Origin of the sequence: Exiguobacterium sp. U13-1 (genome assembly GCF_001750115.1) — a bacterium.
Classification (GTDB): domain Bacteria; phylum Bacillota; class Bacilli; order Exiguobacteriales; family Exiguobacteriaceae; genus Exiguobacterium_A; species Exiguobacterium_A acetylicum.
In genome coordinates, this window is the sequence record NZ_CP015731.1 from 1,845,245 (window position 1) to 1,858,753 (window position 13,509).

The window sequence follows — 13,509 nt, forward strand, 5'->3', positions numbered from 1 at the left end:
AGTAGAGAATCCTGATGGAGACCGTGACAATCCAGCGAAAGTGAGGGGATTAACGTGCACATTTACATCGAAGAACAGCAAAATCATGCGAAGACGATTAAGAAATATCATCTGACAGTGAAAGGACAAGACCGAATCACATCCATTTTTTCTTTCGAGTATTATGACGATGATTCAAAAGAAGATGAAGTCATCTCTTACGAAATAGTGTTAACCCAGTTATTCTCGCGGTTAAATCGTTTTCCAATTTATCTCTCTTTTGGATTTCATGAACTGACGGATTTAGAAAAAGAAGATTTGCTGTCTATGGTTAAGCACAAACAATTACCGTATACAGAGACCTCAATCACTAAGCGTGAAAGATATATGACCGTCGAAGTGAATCAATCGACTGACTTACTGCAAATACTAGCGAAGATCATTTCATTGGCTAGGAACAACGGCTACTATTTGATTGCTTTCACTGATGTATTGAAATTTGAAACGAGGAGAGTCAGACGGTGGTTGATTAAAAAAGAGAGAGTAGTGCCGGTAATCGATATGACGAAACCGACGACATTTTTTAAAACCGGCTTTGATTTCGAGAATGTCCTGATCTTCTCGAATGAAACAGATTTCGATGCGTTAGAAAAAATAGAAGCACTGTTTCCAGAAGATGAAATCGAGCGGTAATAAAGTGATTGAGAGAGGAGTGGAATCGTGTTGGATGTCTATTTTGAGAAGCATGTGGATCACGCACAAGTGTTCAAAGACAGATACTTGTACGTTGATCGACCGGAACGTATCGATTTCATCTATTCGATGGGATGTCTACCGGATATGGAAACTAAAAGCGACTATCAAGGCGATTCAAACCGAGTCTTGAAACAATTTTTGACGCGTCTCAATCGGTTCCCGATTTTCGTCACGTTCGGTGGAGGTTTTACGGACGAGGAGGTCGAGCCGTACTTTCAAAAGCACAATCTATCGTATACAAAGGTTCGACCAAACAAGAACCTATACTATCACGTTCAAGTGCATGACGCGACCGAACTGGAGTTATTGCTAGATGAGACCTATTGGTATGGGGCTGTGAACGAAGACTTTTTTATATCGTTTACGAATCTCCTGACGTTTGAGCGGAGAATGGCCAAAGGATGGTTTTTCAAAAAAAGAACATACCGTGCCCGTCATTCGTGTGAAAAAAGAGATGTCGTTCATCACGATGGAACATGATTTCATGGGCTATTATCTGTTTTCGAATGAAGCTTGTTTTAATACCGAAGACAAGGTGAAAGCCATCTTTCCTGACGACGGTACCATTGAATTCTATTGATGAAACAAGCAGTTGGATGATGCAGATGGATCAAACAAGTGCGCGGAGGGATTTCCATGTTATACATCGATTTCGAAGAACATACAAATCATGCAAAAGTAATCAAAGACCGTTATCTCGAAATTGATCCACCGGGTGCTATTAAGTCGATTTATTCGATGGGATGTATTCCGAATGACGAGAAACGAGACTATCAACATGATTCCAATGAAGTACTGAAGCATTTTTTGACGCGTCTGAATCGCTTTCCAATATTTGTCACGTTCGGTGGTGGTTTTACCAATGAAGAAGTGGAACCGTTTTTTCAGAAGGAAAACCTATGCTATACAAAGATTCAACCAGATAAGAGCAGTCTTTTTTATAGCGTTCAAGTGAACGATGCGAGCGAACTTGAGCGTCTGCTGGACGAAACGTATTGGTATGCGGCTGTGAACGATTTTTACTTCCTATCGTTTACGAATCTCCTGACGTTTGAACGGAAAATAGTCAAAGGGTGGTTTTTCAAAAAAGAACGTATCGTTCCCGTCATCCATGCGACGGAAGAGATGTCGTTCATCACAATGGAGCATGATTTCATGGGCTATTATCTGTTTTCAAATGAAGCTTGTTTTGATAGTGAAGACAAGGTAAAAGTATTTCTTCCAAAAGGAGAAGGCATCGACTACTATGATTGACATTCATAGGAACGATATAAAGGAGGACGATCATGTTTGGGATTAGTACGGATTTAAAAGAAGTGCCAGAAAACGAAAAAGAGATTCTCCCATTTCCGAGTCACGTCCAACGCTTTTTAAGAGAAGAATTCGCAAGTACCTCCAATCGCTGTGACCTCTTGATTGATCTCGATCCTTACGGCGATAAGTTGTTTAGAGCGAGAGAAGTGAACGAGTTGATTGGAATTTGCGAGCTGCTTATTCAACGCTATTGCACACCGAAGGAAGTGTGGATGTTGAATCAAGCGAATCATTATGCGAGTGAGCCGTGGATGATACATCAATCAGATAAACGAATGATGGAACTACATCAATTTTTAGAATTGTTGAAGCGGATGTGCATCGCGTCTGTCGAACAGAATACGTTGATTTGCTTTTGGGGCGACTAAACGATTGAATGTTGAAGAATATATAAAAATTGGAGTTTTGAAAAGTGAGAAAAAAGTTAAAGATAACGGGAATCATAGCAGGTGTAAGTCTTTCGATATATGTCGTGTGGACGATCTACCGACTATTTTTTTTGGTTGATATCAATGTTGTACCAAAAGAAGACTATATCTCGAAAAGCACCTCGCCCGATCAGGCGTACACGATTCGCTTTTATCGCGCGAATGGTGGCGCGACGGTGGATTATGCAATGCTCGGCATTATGGAGAACAAGGACGGAGAAAAGCGCAGAATGTACTGGGAGTATCCTTGTCGCGAAATAAAAGAAGTGAAGTGGACGAAGGATACGGTGACGATCAATGGCACTAAGATCAAGATATGGAGTCAAGTGTATGACTTCAGAGAGGGCATATACGAAGCAGACTAAGAGGAACATGAGGATGATGGTATGCATTCAGCAAATTTTGGCGTACGATCACGTGACGTAGCTGTTAGAAACCAAGCATGCAAGGATGAAGATTAACGATTGCTTGGTTTCTTCAACAAATAACGAGGTGGTGGACCGAAAGATTGCTCCGCTTCGAAATACGCTAGTTCGCCTGGAATACAGGAAATGATTGAGGCGAATCCAAAGCCGATGGCGTGTTCGAGTGCCTCACGGAGAGGTAACGTTTTCCCGCTAATCATCTCGTTTTCTGATAGACAATAGCACGTATCCGGTGCACCATATTGTTTCAATAAATCATATGTATCGTCAGGCCATGAATTAGGTGGTTTGATTTCAATCAAATAATCATTTTTCAGCATGCTTAAATACCGGTGATCTAACCGCTGAAGCGCCATATCTCGTTTTTTTGGCGTGAACAATTCATGTAGAACGCGCTCTTGAACGCGCTTGACAAAAAATGATTGGACGAGCACTCTTTCTTGTTCTTTATCCATGTTTTCATTTCCTTTCTACTCAATTTAGCGAATCAAATCCATTACATACACTCATTGAATTCATTTTACATAAAAAGGAGCCAATTTATGAGCTACCTATCTGCGGGATACTATCTTATTCTGCCAACTCCTCGAAAAGAATACATGGACAAGGCGTTTGTTCCTGAATCCGTTCTATCCGTAAGTGAATGCATCTGTACACACTATCCTGACATCAGTATCTTATGGGGAAACTCGGAAGTAAAGAAAGACCGTTATATGGAGCAACTTGGTCTATCACTTAATACCTTTGAGTTACTCGAACAATGGATAGAAGAACATCAGAAGACAGGAGATATGTTGTTTCCTCAAGTGTTCTCTAACTTAAATGCTGCGCAAACGTTCGTAGATCGTTTTTTGAATCATCTTCCTGACATACGTATCATCAGCATCGGTTTGCCTGAGCAGTATAAAGTGGATTTTCTGGAAGATGTAGCGGCTTTTAGTAGTCAAAACCCTGAGCCTTATGGAATAGAAAAAATAGTATCACAACATCTCAGCCCTAACACGGACAATGCCAAAAAAATCGGGTACGAAGTGTTAGGATTTGATTCGGGATCATTTCATTCGTATTTGTGTAACGGACTGGAACGCGATTTCAGTCACCATTTCAACTTCTCACTAAACAGCCATGGTTTAATCCATACGTTCGAAGAAGCGGATCGTTACTCAGATTATTGTAATGAATTAGGCGAGGCAACAGAAGCAGTCTTATGGCTTCCGTGGGCGATTTTTGAATATGAACGCAGCAATTAAAAGTAAAGATGCTGCTAATCAAGTAACAATCTTTAGCGTAATGGATCAGGAGGATAAAAAACAATGGAATCGACCGAACAATTAGAACAGCATGTAAATCAATTGAGAAATACACTTCACGAATTTTCTGTTGAAGAGTGGCGTTACCTGCTCGAACATGGATTAAATAGTCTTTTGAGCACACGTGAAGATGCACAGCAAATGATTTCGAAGCTCTCCATTCGAACGAAAAAAAGGGCCACTCGTTGGAAGCTATCATCTGGAGTTGTCTATGCGATTCCGTTACCTCGACTTGGAGGATACGGATATGCAGAGATGAGAATTTCGCAAGATGAGAATCATGAGACTGGAAAACTAGAGTCTATGGATTACATCCAATACTATAATCTTAGAACAGAAAGAATTCTTTCACTTCATGAGTTAGATAAAAAAAATCCTGAACCTTGTATAGTCATTAGAACGGGTCACTATGGTATAAAAAATCGGGAATGGTTTGTACTTGGAAGACGCCATCGAGAAGAAGGAACATTTTCAACTCCGTTGTTATTTGACACTTTAGAATCGAATAATGAAGAGTATTTCATCACGAAAGGCTTATGGGGAGAGAAAATTTTTGTGGATGAAGAAGAGGCTAAAGCAGTCGTAAATCCATATGGTTCAAGTGGGGATATAGCTGCTGTTTACAAATACGAAGAACGATTAAAAGAAATCAATGACAATTTGAAATGACTATTTATGTTGGAATCACAGATTGGTTTAGAAGTATTTAAACGATACTCAAACGGAGGTTTATTTAATGAATTATCTTGATCATTTAGAACAGTATTGCGGAGAATTCACGGAAGCATTTCCAATTGAGGAACTTGAACAAAAGAACGTCCAAATCTTGAAATTCAAAGATGCACCATTTAATGAAACCTATACGATTGCATCCCTTGGATTACTTTTTCATCCACTCCAAACGGAAGATGGTTCACTGATGCATCAAGAAATAATGATGTCAGCGGAACAACCAGACGTTCAGGATGAGATCATTTTTCTACTCTGGCAATTGGCTGAATACGCTATGAGAACAGGACACGCATTTGATGCAGCAGAATACTATCCACTCCCTGAAGGAATATTTGAAAAGTATCAGTTCTCATCTGTTTATGTCACAAGTCCTGTGTACTTTGATGAATCCTTCTGCCTATTTGAAACAGATTCTAATGTTGGGAATGAGCCAGATACCGTATTGCCAGTCTGGTTCGTACCGATTTTTGAATCTGAGGAGAAATATATTGAAAAACACGGAGCAGATCAATTTGAAGATCTTTTGTTCGAGACAGATGAGTTAGTAGATTTTAACCGTAAACCACTCGTGTAGATGGTTATTGATAGCTATTTGAAAGATAGAACATCGATCATACACGATCTGATAGAAAATCTTGGAGGTTTAGAGAATAATGGAGGATCAAATGACGACGCCTCGTATACCTGACATTATAGCGAAATTAGAATTGGTTTTAGAAAATAAGCTTTCTAGAGAAGAAGTGTCTGATTGGGCTTATAAATGGATGATGGTTTTAGAAAATAAAGAAGGATGGGAGACTACAGATTACGATATTTTAGTTTTTCAAGGCTTAACTACAGTGTATGGCATGGACTTACTCAATAGCCCAACCGGATATCTGCACTGTGAGGAAGATATCCGTGATTGGGTGAAAGAACTCCAAAAAATCGAGAATAACGATCATCAGAAGGTTAGAAAGAAGTTTAACTAAAGTTTTGATATATCGCACAATGACAGTAAATCATCTAGTGGATGCTTGAACTCCTCAAGTGAATTAGAAGAATTTCCATAACTGTTTTAAAAACAGGAGGTATGAATGAATAAGAATCAAATCATGGATTCAGGATGGAATCGTCAAACCATATGGCAGGGATGTATACTCGCTTCAATCGCTCATGCTATCTTTGTCGCAAACAACCCCGATTTTGCTTATGAGCATTCGTGGGATGGCGATCATTACAGTACGAATGATGGTCAAGGCTGTAGAGGAACAGTATCATTTGGATCGGATTTTTTTGTGGCGGGCTTTCGAAACGAAGATTTTTTTGAAGAGACTGTAGAAGCGAATGACTTGCTAATCGAAGCACCAGAAAAAGTACAAAAAACGGCTATAGATGATACTTTTCAATATCTATTAGATGATATTGAAGGAGTCGTTCTTCCGGTCGTCACTACTGTCTTGTGGGGAGATGATCGTCTAATTTTTTCTAGTCATCAATACGAAGAAATGATGGGTCGGGGATCAAGTCTATTAGAAATACAGGCATCGGGTTACGAAGCTGGACTGGCATATTGGGAAGAGTACTACGAGCTCACAGAACAACAGCTGGCGCTCCTAGAAACACTATATCACCTGAAAATAGAGAATCCATCTCAAGCTATTACCTTATCGCATGAGGACATTCAAGTATTAGATACGAGTGATATGGAAGGAATTGAGGAGAGTACAACTTCTTTTGATGAGATTGCTATTCATTGGCCTGGTGATGTTTTTAACTAATCTATTCACTTACGTAATCTAGTTATGATTGCAAAGAAGCACATATCGTCAAAGAGATGCGTGCTTCTATTTTTTAATACTAGATGCGTGTAGCTTACATCCTTTAATTCAGTAGTAGTAGTGTTTAGTACATATTAAAAGTGACTACTTCGAGGATGTTTAATTTGTCTTATATATTTAGAATAGTTCAAGTACATAAAGAAAGAGCTTTGTTTTAGGATTATTGAAGCAACTCTATCGCATATGTTGTCATGGAATCATGATAGAGTTTTAAATCTATTTCGACTTCGATACGGTCGATGACGACATCGTGAACGAGTGTAGAAATCGTGATGTTATTTGCCTTTGCGTATTCTTTTATGAGTTGTGCATCCTGATCATCCAAACATATGGAAATGGTACTCATGATTATCAGCTCCTCTGTATTATATTGTAATACAGATTAAGCTTACACATCATAATCGGAAATTATTAAAAATATCCGATGTAGTTTTTCTTAGACGTAGCTGTACGTTATTTTATTTTGTTGCCTCTGCCTCATATTTCTCTAAAAATTCATCAACAGAGACCTTCTCATTTACTTCACTCGTTGATTTACTCGAGGAAATGGTGTGAGATGATTTTTTTAAATCATCTGGACTTGATTGGATTTCAAGCACTAATGTATCACCTAAACCCGTTTCAAGCCCACTTTCGAAGTTGAAAGTTCGTGTTACATAAGCTTCAGCATAATTTCGTTGATTTTCAGAGTACACTTTTACGTTAGAAATTTTATAACTAAATGAATGTAGCTGTTGTTTATCCACTTTTATACTAGATAGAAAAATTAATACAGCCTCGTCGCGAGAAGATAATCTCGATTGATTGGTGTGTGCCAACGGCGTATTGTTTAAAAAATCCGCTTTTTGTTGTTCCAGGACTTTTGTGAAAAAAGTGAAGGCTTGCTCCTTTGAAATCGTTCTTTCAGATTTTTCCTGTGAAATATTAGAAGTCGCTATTGCGTTACTGATCAAAAAGCCAGAAGATAGAAGTACACCTAAAGAGAGTGATAATAAAATAGTTTTCTTCAATATCAAAACCTCTTTCTGTTGTATGGATAATGTTACTATATAACAAAAAAAACCAAAAAAGGAAAGGTTGAAAAAGATGGGTAAATCGAATTCTAAGAAAAAGAACAGAAAGAAAATAGTCCTGATCTGTTTCGGAACGCTAGCCATCATCGTACTACTCATGCCGATCCTATCACCGGTTCTGTTTACGGATGCTTCGCCGAGAGGGGCTCTAAGACACGAACTTTATAAAGAAGGCTATTTCTATCAAAGTTACTTTGCAATCATTACGGAACAAGATCCGCAAGCGGAGCGTTACCATATGTTTTGGTACCATTGGAAAAGTGAAACGGGCGGAACTCCTTTTGTCTGTTATTCGAAGAAAGTGAGTGAAGAAAAGTACGCGGTCTCTTGTGGTACAGGTCCATGACCTGATTTTTGGATAAGAATCTTACATAAAAAAAGTGAATACATCATGCGAAATAGGAGTGCAGGCTGGTGCGATGGAAGCGTACATAGTTCTGCGCTCCTTTTGTAAAAAAGAAGATATAAAAGAAAAAATCATACATAGAAAATTTTTCAATGAAACTTAATAAAGGAAAATATCGTAATTATTAGTTGTATAATAACTTCATGAAATAAACATATTCAAAGAATACATATGTCGGAGGAGACGTCTATGGTAATACCGTTTCTTGGACTTGGTGTCGGGATATTCTTGTTGACGTTAAGCATCTATTTCATCCGCTCAAAGCATGCGAAAAAGACAACGTTAGAAGGACACGGGGATAGTGTCGACACGGTGGATTCATTCGTACTCAGTATCATTTTGTCAATTGGCGTCATTCTATTTTGTTCGTTGACCGTCAGACATTATGGTTACGTCTGTGTTCTAGGTGGACTGTTCATACTATACATGGTCAGCGCAGCATGGTGAGATCTGTAGGTATTTAGAAAGCAAGATAGAGGGAGCACAAATCATGATTCAATTAGTGAAACAAGTCGACGATCGTGTGCATCACATCGTCTTTCACCAAGAGGGGCGCACTTTATTCTGCCGGGAAGGTGTTGCCCGAGAAGAGCAGGCAATCGATAGCGAGGATATGATGGAAAGGAATGAAGAGTCCGCAACGAAGCGGATCGTTTTTAAAAATCCGTTCCTCGCGTATCGTCAGAAAAAAACGTGGGTTCGTGAAAAATTAGACGATGGTTAAATCCGGTCACCTTTTGCTCTGTCTGAAGCGATGGATTTTCGAGCCGACCGACGCATCATAAAGTTGCGTATTTTAAGCGCTCTATTGATCTTGTTCAGTGGATTACTGACGCTGACTGATATCTTGCCAATCCCAGGATACATAACACTCGTCGTTCTGATGATTTTCTGGCCGATGCATCTCGAAGGGAAATCTGCACGTGCTCGCACGTATCGCTGGTCAGGAGCACTTTTCATGTTCGCCTTAGCGGGCTCATCGAAAAACTATTTATCACCGATCAATCTATCGATTAACGGAGCAGTCTGTCTCATCTCAGGATTCATTCTCCTGTTGTATGCGACAGAACAATTACAGGAACTTGCGACGAAAGGAATCACATATCATGACGAATCAACAAACGAAGGTGATTGAACTCAAGCGCGACAATGGTCAAGCGACCGACTACTGGGTCAGTTACCGGATGGGGCGCACGCTGTATCAGGTATCCGTGCAAGAGCAAGCGGATGGTCAAACGGATGAAGGGGAGGTCGTCAAAGAACGTTTTCCGTTTTATTTTGGGATGACGAAACGAATGCTTGAGTTAGCGGAAGCGAAAGAAGCGCTTGGTTTTCGACCGTTGACTGAAGCGGAGAAAGCAGCGCCCGTCATCGAGGAAGAGGAAGCGCAGCTCGATCCTGCTTTCTTTAAGCCTGCGATCCGATACGCTTGGTTGATGCTCGGTCTCGGCATTCTGCTCTTCCTTCTTCCTTCGCCGATCCTGAACGGACTTGCGTTCGGACTCGGCTTATACGTCTGGTATGAGACATTCGGGCAGCCAGGAATGCCGCGCAGCTATCAACGGTATTTCCACGGGATGCTCGCGGGATTGACGACCTTACAGGTGCTATCAGCGATTGAGTTGGAGCGATTTACGCAACCATATTATGCGACGATTTGTGTGATTTCCGCGATTGTACTAGTGCTGCTCGTCGTTCAGCACCGCTTGAAAGAGACCGATCAAATCGGTCAGGAGGAAAATGTTCGGGTTAGGAAAATGAAAGACATCGATCTCGATCGTTTGGATGATTGAATACGAGTAAACAGGAATCATTGGATGAACGAAAGCAGGCAGAGATTCGCCTGCTTTTTTCTTTGTGTTGAAACAAGTCTATTTGTTTAGTAAAATGAGTTCACATTTTACTACTGATCAGAGGAGTGAGGAAACATGGCAAGTATTCGAGAGGTGGCAAAATTAGCTGGTGTGTCGATTGCGACGGTTTCGCGTGTGTTGAATGCGGATGAGAAGTTATCAGTCAGTCCAGAAACCAGAGATAAGGTATTGCAAACGGCAAAAAAACTGAACTATAGTCCACGGCAAAAAAAATCGTATAATCAGCGGATTGCAACCGTCGGCTTAGTGACGACAGTCAACGAAATACAAGAAATCGATGATCCTTATTTCAGGGCAATTCGTCGCGGCATCGAAAGTGAAGCGGAACGCCAAAAAGTAAGTGTCAACAAAATTATTCGTCTATCTGAGAAAAAGGCGGATCTCGAAGGATTAAATCATCTAGGTGCGATTTTAGTACTAGGTACCGTCGCGCCAGACATGTTAGAAGTCTTATATCAAAAAAATCAAAACATCATCGTGATTGACGATTCCCAAGCAGATGCGCGGTTTGATGCCGTCTATTCTGACTTTAAAAGTGCGACGATTGCGAGTCTTGAGCACTTTTATGAGCTCGGTCATCGGCAGATCGCATTCATCGGTGGTCATCGTGTCATCATGAATCAGAACGGCGAGTCATTCATGAGTGAAGAAGAGGATCGCTATCAGACGTACGTCTCTTGGATGAAACAAAAAGAGTTGTCTGAGCATATACACGGGCTGCTTGGGGAATGGAAAACACTCGAAGGACTTCGTCTAGGGGAGCAGATGGCTGAACATCAGGAGGTCACCGCGGTACTCGTCGCTAGTGATCCGATGGCAGTCGGTGTGTACCGGGCATTCCAGCGAAACGGTCACCAGATACCGAAAGACATCTCCATCTCGAGCTTTGATGATATCGAAATCGCCGAATTTTTAACACCTTCCTTGACGACAGTGAAGGTCGAAACAGAAGAGTTAGGAAAGTTCGCCATTAAAATGGCTTTGGAACGAATTCGTGGCGAACGTCATCTGCCCATCCGCCTCATGATTCCCGCACAACTGATCAAACGAGAAAGTGTATCTCCTAAAAATTGAAAATAGTGTTGACAAAGTGTTTACTAAACTTTAAGTTATAGATATGTTTAGTAAACGCTTTTTGTTTTGTCTCAAAATGAAAGCGTCATCAATTGAGGGGGTTGGGTTTTGGAACTGATTCATGTTAACGAAACAGAAGGAATATTTCACTTAACAAATCGTCATTACAGCTATATCCTTCGTATCGAAGAAGGACAGGTCGTCGCCCAGGAGTATTTCGGTCAACCAATCAAAGCGTATCATGGAGCACGAAAATACCCACGGATTGATCGATCGTTTTCACCTAACTTTCCGGATGCTACGGATCGATTGTTCTCGCTCGATACGCTCCTGCAAGAGTATCCCGGTTATGGGACGGGGGATTATCGTTCACCAGCGCAACAAATCAAACATGAAGATGGGTCAGATGTAACAGACTTTCGCTATCGCTCATACGAACGAATCAAAGGAAAACCGAAGCTGGATGGTCTTCCCGCCACCTATGTCGAAATGGAGGAAGAGGCGGAGACGCTTGTCTTGATATTAGAAGATGCAAAGGAAGAACTCGAGTTGCGTCTAGCATATACCGTCTTTCGAGATCGACCGATCTTATCGCGATCCGTTCAGTTGCATAACGTCGGTACGAAAACACATGACATCCAAAAACTGATGAGTCTGTCACTGGATCTCCCGTCTCAACAATTGGAATGTCTGACGTTGAATGGTACGTGGGGGCGTGAGCGGATGATGGAACGAGAGACGATTACACGAGGCATCAAGGTGTTTGACAGTAAACGTGGTTCGAGTAGTCATCAAATGAATCCGTTTCTCGCGATCGTCTCACCGGAGGCGACGGAGTACAGCGGGGAAGTCGTCGGGTTCAGCTTGGTCTATAGCGGGAGTCATCAAATGACGATCGAGAAGGATCCCTATGGACAGACGCGAATTCAACTCGGGATCAATCCATTCGGTTTCCAGTGGCAACTGAATCCAGGCGAGTGTTTTCAAGCGCCCGAAGTCAACATCTCCTACAGCCAACACGGCATGATGCAAATGTCACACGCCTTTCACGCACTGTATCGCGAGCGCTTGGCGCGAGGAAACTTCCGTGACGCGGATCGTCCGGTTCTGATCAATAACTGGGAAGCGACGTACTTTGATTTTGATGAAACGAAAATCAAGCAAATCATGGAGGAGAGCGCGGCTCTTGGCATCGAATTGTTCGTGCTGGATGACGGCTGGTTCGGACGACGAGATGACGATTATTCCTCACTCGGAGATTGGTTCGAATATCAAGAAAAGATACCGAACGGGCTGAAACATCTCGCGTATCATGCCCATGCTCAAGGGATGCAATTCGGATTATGGTTCGAACCGGAAATGATTTCAAGAAACAGCCGACTTTTCAGAGATCATCCGGACTGGACGATCCATATTCCAGGTCGTGGACGATCCAAAGGACGAGATCAGTACGTCCTGGATTTCAGTCGAAAAGAGGTGCGAGACAATATCATCGAACAGATGACAGCTGTACTTGACGAAGTCGAGATTGATTACATCAAATGGGACTTCAACCGGAACGTCACGGAAGTCTTTTCGACCGCGTTACCAAGCGAGTTGCAAGGCGAACTGTTGCATCGCTATGTACTCGGACTCTATGAAGTACTGGAGTTCTTGACTGCGCGTTATCCGCATATCCTGTTCGAGAGTTGTTCCGGCGGTGGCGGTCGTTTTGATCCCGGGATGTTGTATTACATGCCGCAAACATGGACGAGTGACAACACGGACGCCGTCGCGCGTCTGAAGATCCAGCACGGAACGAGCATGGTCTATCCAATCTCGTCGATGGGCGCACACGTCTCTGCGGTCCCGAACCATCAAACGCATCGCAAGACGAGTCTTGAAATGCGAGGTCACGTTGCGATGGCGGGTGTATTCGGATATGAACTTGATGCGACACGGTTATCGGAACAGGAGAAGGCGATCGTCAAACAGCAAATCGCGTTTTACAAAACGCATCGGCGTACGCTTCAATACGGAACGTTTTATCGGTTGGAGAGTGCGTTCACAAGCAATCATCCAGCTTGGATGTTCATCTCACAGGAGCAAGATGAGATCATCGTCTGTGATGTCACCGTCTTGAGTGAAGCTGCGGCACCGATTCGGACACTGAAATTGAGTGGTCTCGATCCTCAAGCGATCTACGAACTAGAAGGAGCTCGTTACGGCGGAGATGAGCTCATGTACGTCGGATTATATGTGCCGCCAACCGTCAACGGAGATTTTGACAGCCGGTTATATGTCTTGAAAAAAATATAAGAGCATTCAGGAGGCAATCA

20 protein-coding genes are annotated in these 13,509 nt (G+C 41.9%); 17 read left to right on the top strand and 3 right to left on the bottom strand.

Annotation, left to right across the window (positions count from 1 at the left end; translation table 11 throughout):
* The first annotated feature begins 54 nt into the window (after nucleotides 1-54).
* From ESP131_RS09425 to ESP131_RS09445, 5 genes are all read left to right on the top strand, one after another.
* Nucleotides 55-672 (top strand): hypothetical protein, encoded by a 618-nt coding sequence (locus ESP131_RS09425; RefSeq protein ID WP_069940514.1) that lies wholly within the window; start codon nucleotides 55-57, stop codon nucleotides 670-672.
* A gap of 27 nt (nucleotides 673-699) precedes the next feature.
* Nucleotides 700-1,215: a hypothetical protein gene (locus ESP131_RS09430; RefSeq protein WP_069940515.1), complete on the top strand. Its 516-nt coding sequence runs from the start codon at nucleotides 700-702 to the stop codon at nucleotides 1,213-1,215.
* A gap of 156 nt (nucleotides 1,216-1,371) precedes the next feature.
* Nucleotides 1,372-1,989 (top strand): hypothetical protein, encoded by a 618-nt coding sequence (locus tag ESP131_RS09435; RefSeq protein WP_069940516.1) that lies wholly within the window; start codon nucleotides 1,372-1,374, stop codon nucleotides 1,987-1,989.
* A 32-nt stretch (nucleotides 1,990-2,021) separates the two neighbouring features.
* Entirely contained in the window at nucleotides 2,022-2,417 is a 396-nt protein-coding gene (locus tag ESP131_RS09440) for a hypothetical protein (protein ID WP_069940517.1), read from the top strand.
* Between the two features lie 44 nt (nucleotides 2,418-2,461).
* Nucleotides 2,462-2,842 (top strand): DUF5412 family protein, encoded by a 381-nt coding sequence (locus tag ESP131_RS09445; RefSeq protein WP_069940518.1) that lies wholly within the window; start codon nucleotides 2,462-2,464, stop codon nucleotides 2,840-2,842.
* A gap of 92 nt (nucleotides 2,843-2,934) precedes the next feature.
* Here ESP131_RS09445 and ESP131_RS09450 read toward each other — a convergent pair whose 3' ends face one another.
* Nucleotides 2,935-3,357: a hypothetical protein gene (locus ESP131_RS09450; protein WP_069940519.1), complete on the bottom strand. Its 423-nt coding sequence runs from the start codon at nucleotides 3,355-3,357 to the stop codon at nucleotides 2,935-2,937.
* Between the two features lie 87 nt (nucleotides 3,358-3,444).
* On the opposite strand from ESP131_RS09450, the gene ESP131_RS09455 reads away from it, so the two are divergent.
* The 5 genes from ESP131_RS09455 to ESP131_RS09475 all read left to right on the top strand — a co-directional run bounded on the left by ESP131_RS09455 (nucleotide 3,445) and on the right by ESP131_RS09475 (nucleotide 6,704).
* On the top strand, nucleotides 3,445-4,152 hold the full coding sequence (locus ESP131_RS09455; RefSeq protein ID WP_231925610.1) for a hypothetical protein: 708 nt from the start codon (nucleotides 3,445-3,447) through the stop codon (nucleotides 4,150-4,152).
* Nucleotides 4,153-4,215: 63 nt separating this feature from the next.
* Nucleotides 4,216-4,881 (top strand): hypothetical protein, encoded by a 666-nt coding sequence (locus ESP131_RS09460; protein WP_069940520.1) that lies wholly within the window; start codon nucleotides 4,216-4,218, stop codon nucleotides 4,879-4,881.
* 67 nt (nucleotides 4,882-4,948) lie between these two features.
* Complete coding sequence (locus ESP131_RS09465; protein ID WP_069940521.1) at nucleotides 4,949-5,518, top strand: suppressor of fused domain protein; 570 nt, start codon at nucleotides 4,949-4,951, stop codon at nucleotides 5,516-5,518.
* 79 nt (nucleotides 5,519-5,597) lie between these two features.
* Nucleotides 5,598-5,915 carry a hypothetical protein gene (locus tag ESP131_RS09470; protein ID WP_083254789.1) on the top strand — a complete coding sequence of 106 codons (318 nt, stop codon included), beginning with the start codon at nucleotides 5,598-5,600 and terminating at the stop codon, nucleotides 5,913-5,915.
* A gap of 105 nt (nucleotides 5,916-6,020) precedes the next feature.
* A complete protein-coding gene (locus ESP131_RS09475) occupies nucleotides 6,021-6,704 on the top strand; it encodes a hypothetical protein (RefSeq protein ID WP_069940522.1) in 684 nt (227 codons plus the stop codon).
* A 220-nt stretch (nucleotides 6,705-6,924) separates the two neighbouring features.
* Here ESP131_RS09475 and relB read toward each other — a convergent pair whose 3' ends face one another.
* Both relB and ESP131_RS09485 read right to left on the bottom strand, forming a co-directional pair.
* Nucleotides 6,925-7,110 (bottom strand): type II toxin-antitoxin system RelB family antitoxin, encoded by a 186-nt coding sequence (gene relB / locus ESP131_RS09480; protein ID WP_069940523.1) that lies wholly within the window; start codon nucleotides 7,108-7,110, stop codon nucleotides 6,925-6,927.
* A gap of 112 nt (nucleotides 7,111-7,222) precedes the next feature.
* Entirely contained in the window at nucleotides 7,223-7,936 is a 714-nt protein-coding gene (locus tag ESP131_RS09485; RefSeq protein ID WP_197499348.1) for a hypothetical protein, read from the bottom strand.
* Between ESP131_RS09485 and ESP131_RS09490 the strand changes: the two genes are divergently transcribed.
* The 7 genes from ESP131_RS09490 to ESP131_RS09515 all read left to right on the top strand — a co-directional run bounded on the left by ESP131_RS09490 (nucleotide 7,935) and on the right by ESP131_RS09515 (nucleotide 13,489).
* Nucleotides 7,935-8,183 (top strand): hypothetical protein, encoded by a 249-nt coding sequence (locus ESP131_RS09490; RefSeq protein ID WP_058265361.1) that lies wholly within the window; start codon nucleotides 7,935-7,937, stop codon nucleotides 8,181-8,183. The two genes, ESP131_RS09485 and ESP131_RS09490, sit on opposite strands and share 2 nt — an antisense overlap.
* Nucleotides 8,184-8,432: 249 nt before the next feature.
* Complete coding sequence (locus tag ESP131_RS09495; RefSeq protein WP_069940525.1) at nucleotides 8,433-8,690, top strand: hypothetical protein; 258 nt, start codon at nucleotides 8,433-8,435, stop codon at nucleotides 8,688-8,690.
* A 43-nt stretch (nucleotides 8,691-8,733) separates the two neighbouring features.
* A complete protein-coding gene (locus tag ESP131_RS16895; RefSeq protein ID WP_231925611.1) occupies nucleotides 8,734-8,967 on the top strand; it encodes a hypothetical protein in 234 nt (77 codons plus the stop codon).
* Nucleotides 8,968-9,030: 63 nt separating this feature from the next.
* Nucleotides 9,031-9,378 (top strand): hypothetical protein, encoded by a 348-nt coding sequence (locus tag ESP131_RS16900; protein ID WP_231925612.1) that lies wholly within the window; start codon nucleotides 9,031-9,033, stop codon nucleotides 9,376-9,378.
* Nucleotides 9,350-10,036 (top strand): hypothetical protein, encoded by a 687-nt coding sequence (locus ESP131_RS09505; protein WP_069940526.1) that lies wholly within the window; start codon nucleotides 9,350-9,352, stop codon nucleotides 10,034-10,036. The genes ESP131_RS16900 and ESP131_RS09505 overlap by 29 nt, the downstream gene beginning before the upstream one ends.
* Nucleotides 10,037-10,171: 135 nt before the next feature.
* A complete protein-coding gene (locus tag ESP131_RS09510) occupies nucleotides 10,172-11,191 on the top strand; it encodes a LacI family DNA-binding transcriptional regulator (RefSeq protein WP_069940527.1) in 1,020 nt (339 codons plus the stop codon).
* 114 nt (nucleotides 11,192-11,305) lie between these two features.
* Complete coding sequence (locus tag ESP131_RS09515) at nucleotides 11,306-13,489, top strand: alpha-galactosidase (protein WP_069941038.1); 2,184 nt, start codon at nucleotides 11,306-11,308, stop codon at nucleotides 13,487-13,489.
* Nucleotides 13,490-13,509: the final 20 nt, after the last annotated feature.

What these genes read in the sequence shown, in the direction of transcription:
- ESP131_RS09435 (WP_069940516.1), top strand. Translation starts at nt 1,372, where the DNA reads ATGTTATACATCGATTTCGAAGAACATACAAATCATGCAAAAGTAATC.
- ESP131_RS09440 (WP_069940517.1), top strand. Translation starts at nt 2,022, where the DNA reads ATGTTTGGGATTAGTACGGATTTAAAAGAAGTGCCAGAAAACGAAAAA.
- ESP131_RS09450 (WP_069940519.1), bottom strand. Translation starts at nt 3,357, where the DNA reads ATGGATAAAGAACAAGAAAGAGTGCTCGTCCAATCATTTTTTGTCAAG.
- ESP131_RS09455 (WP_231925610.1), top strand. Translation starts at nt 3,445, where the DNA reads ATGAGCTACCTATCTGCGGGATACTATCTTATTCTGCCAACTCCTCGA.
- ESP131_RS09460 (WP_069940520.1), top strand. Translation starts at nt 4,216, where the DNA reads ATGGAATCGACCGAACAATTAGAACAGCATGTAAATCAATTGAGAAAT.
- ESP131_RS09465 (WP_069940521.1), top strand. Translation starts at nt 4,949, where the DNA reads ATGAATTATCTTGATCATTTAGAACAGTATTGCGGAGAATTCACGGAA.
- ESP131_RS09470 (WP_083254789.1), top strand. Translation starts at nt 5,598, where the DNA reads ATGGAGGATCAAATGACGACGCCTCGTATACCTGACATTATAGCGAAA.
- ESP131_RS09475 (WP_069940522.1), top strand. Translation starts at nt 6,021, where the DNA reads ATGAATAAGAATCAAATCATGGATTCAGGATGGAATCGTCAAACCATA.
- relB (WP_069940523.1), bottom strand. Translation starts at nt 7,110, where the DNA reads ATGAGTACCATTTCCATATGTTTGGATGATCAGGATGCACAACTCATA.
- ESP131_RS09490 (WP_058265361.1), top strand. Translation starts at nt 7,935, where the DNA reads ATGCCGATCCTATCACCGGTTCTGTTTACGGATGCTTCGCCGAGAGGG.
- ESP131_RS09485 (WP_197499348.1), bottom strand. Translation starts at nt 7,936, where the DNA reads ATGAGTAGTACGATGATGGCTAGCGTTCCGAAACAGATCAGGACTATT.
- ESP131_RS09495 (WP_069940525.1), top strand. Translation starts at nt 8,433, where the DNA reads ATGGTAATACCGTTTCTTGGACTTGGTGTCGGGATATTCTTGTTGACG.
- ESP131_RS16895 (WP_231925611.1), top strand. Translation starts at nt 8,734, where the DNA reads ATGATTCAATTAGTGAAACAAGTCGACGATCGTGTGCATCACATCGTC.
- ESP131_RS09505 (WP_069940526.1), top strand. Translation starts at nt 9,350, where the DNA reads ATGACGAATCAACAAACGAAGGTGATTGAACTCAAGCGCGACAATGGT.
- ESP131_RS09510 (WP_069940527.1), top strand. Translation starts at nt 10,172, where the DNA reads ATGGCAAGTATTCGAGAGGTGGCAAAATTAGCTGGTGTGTCGATTGCG.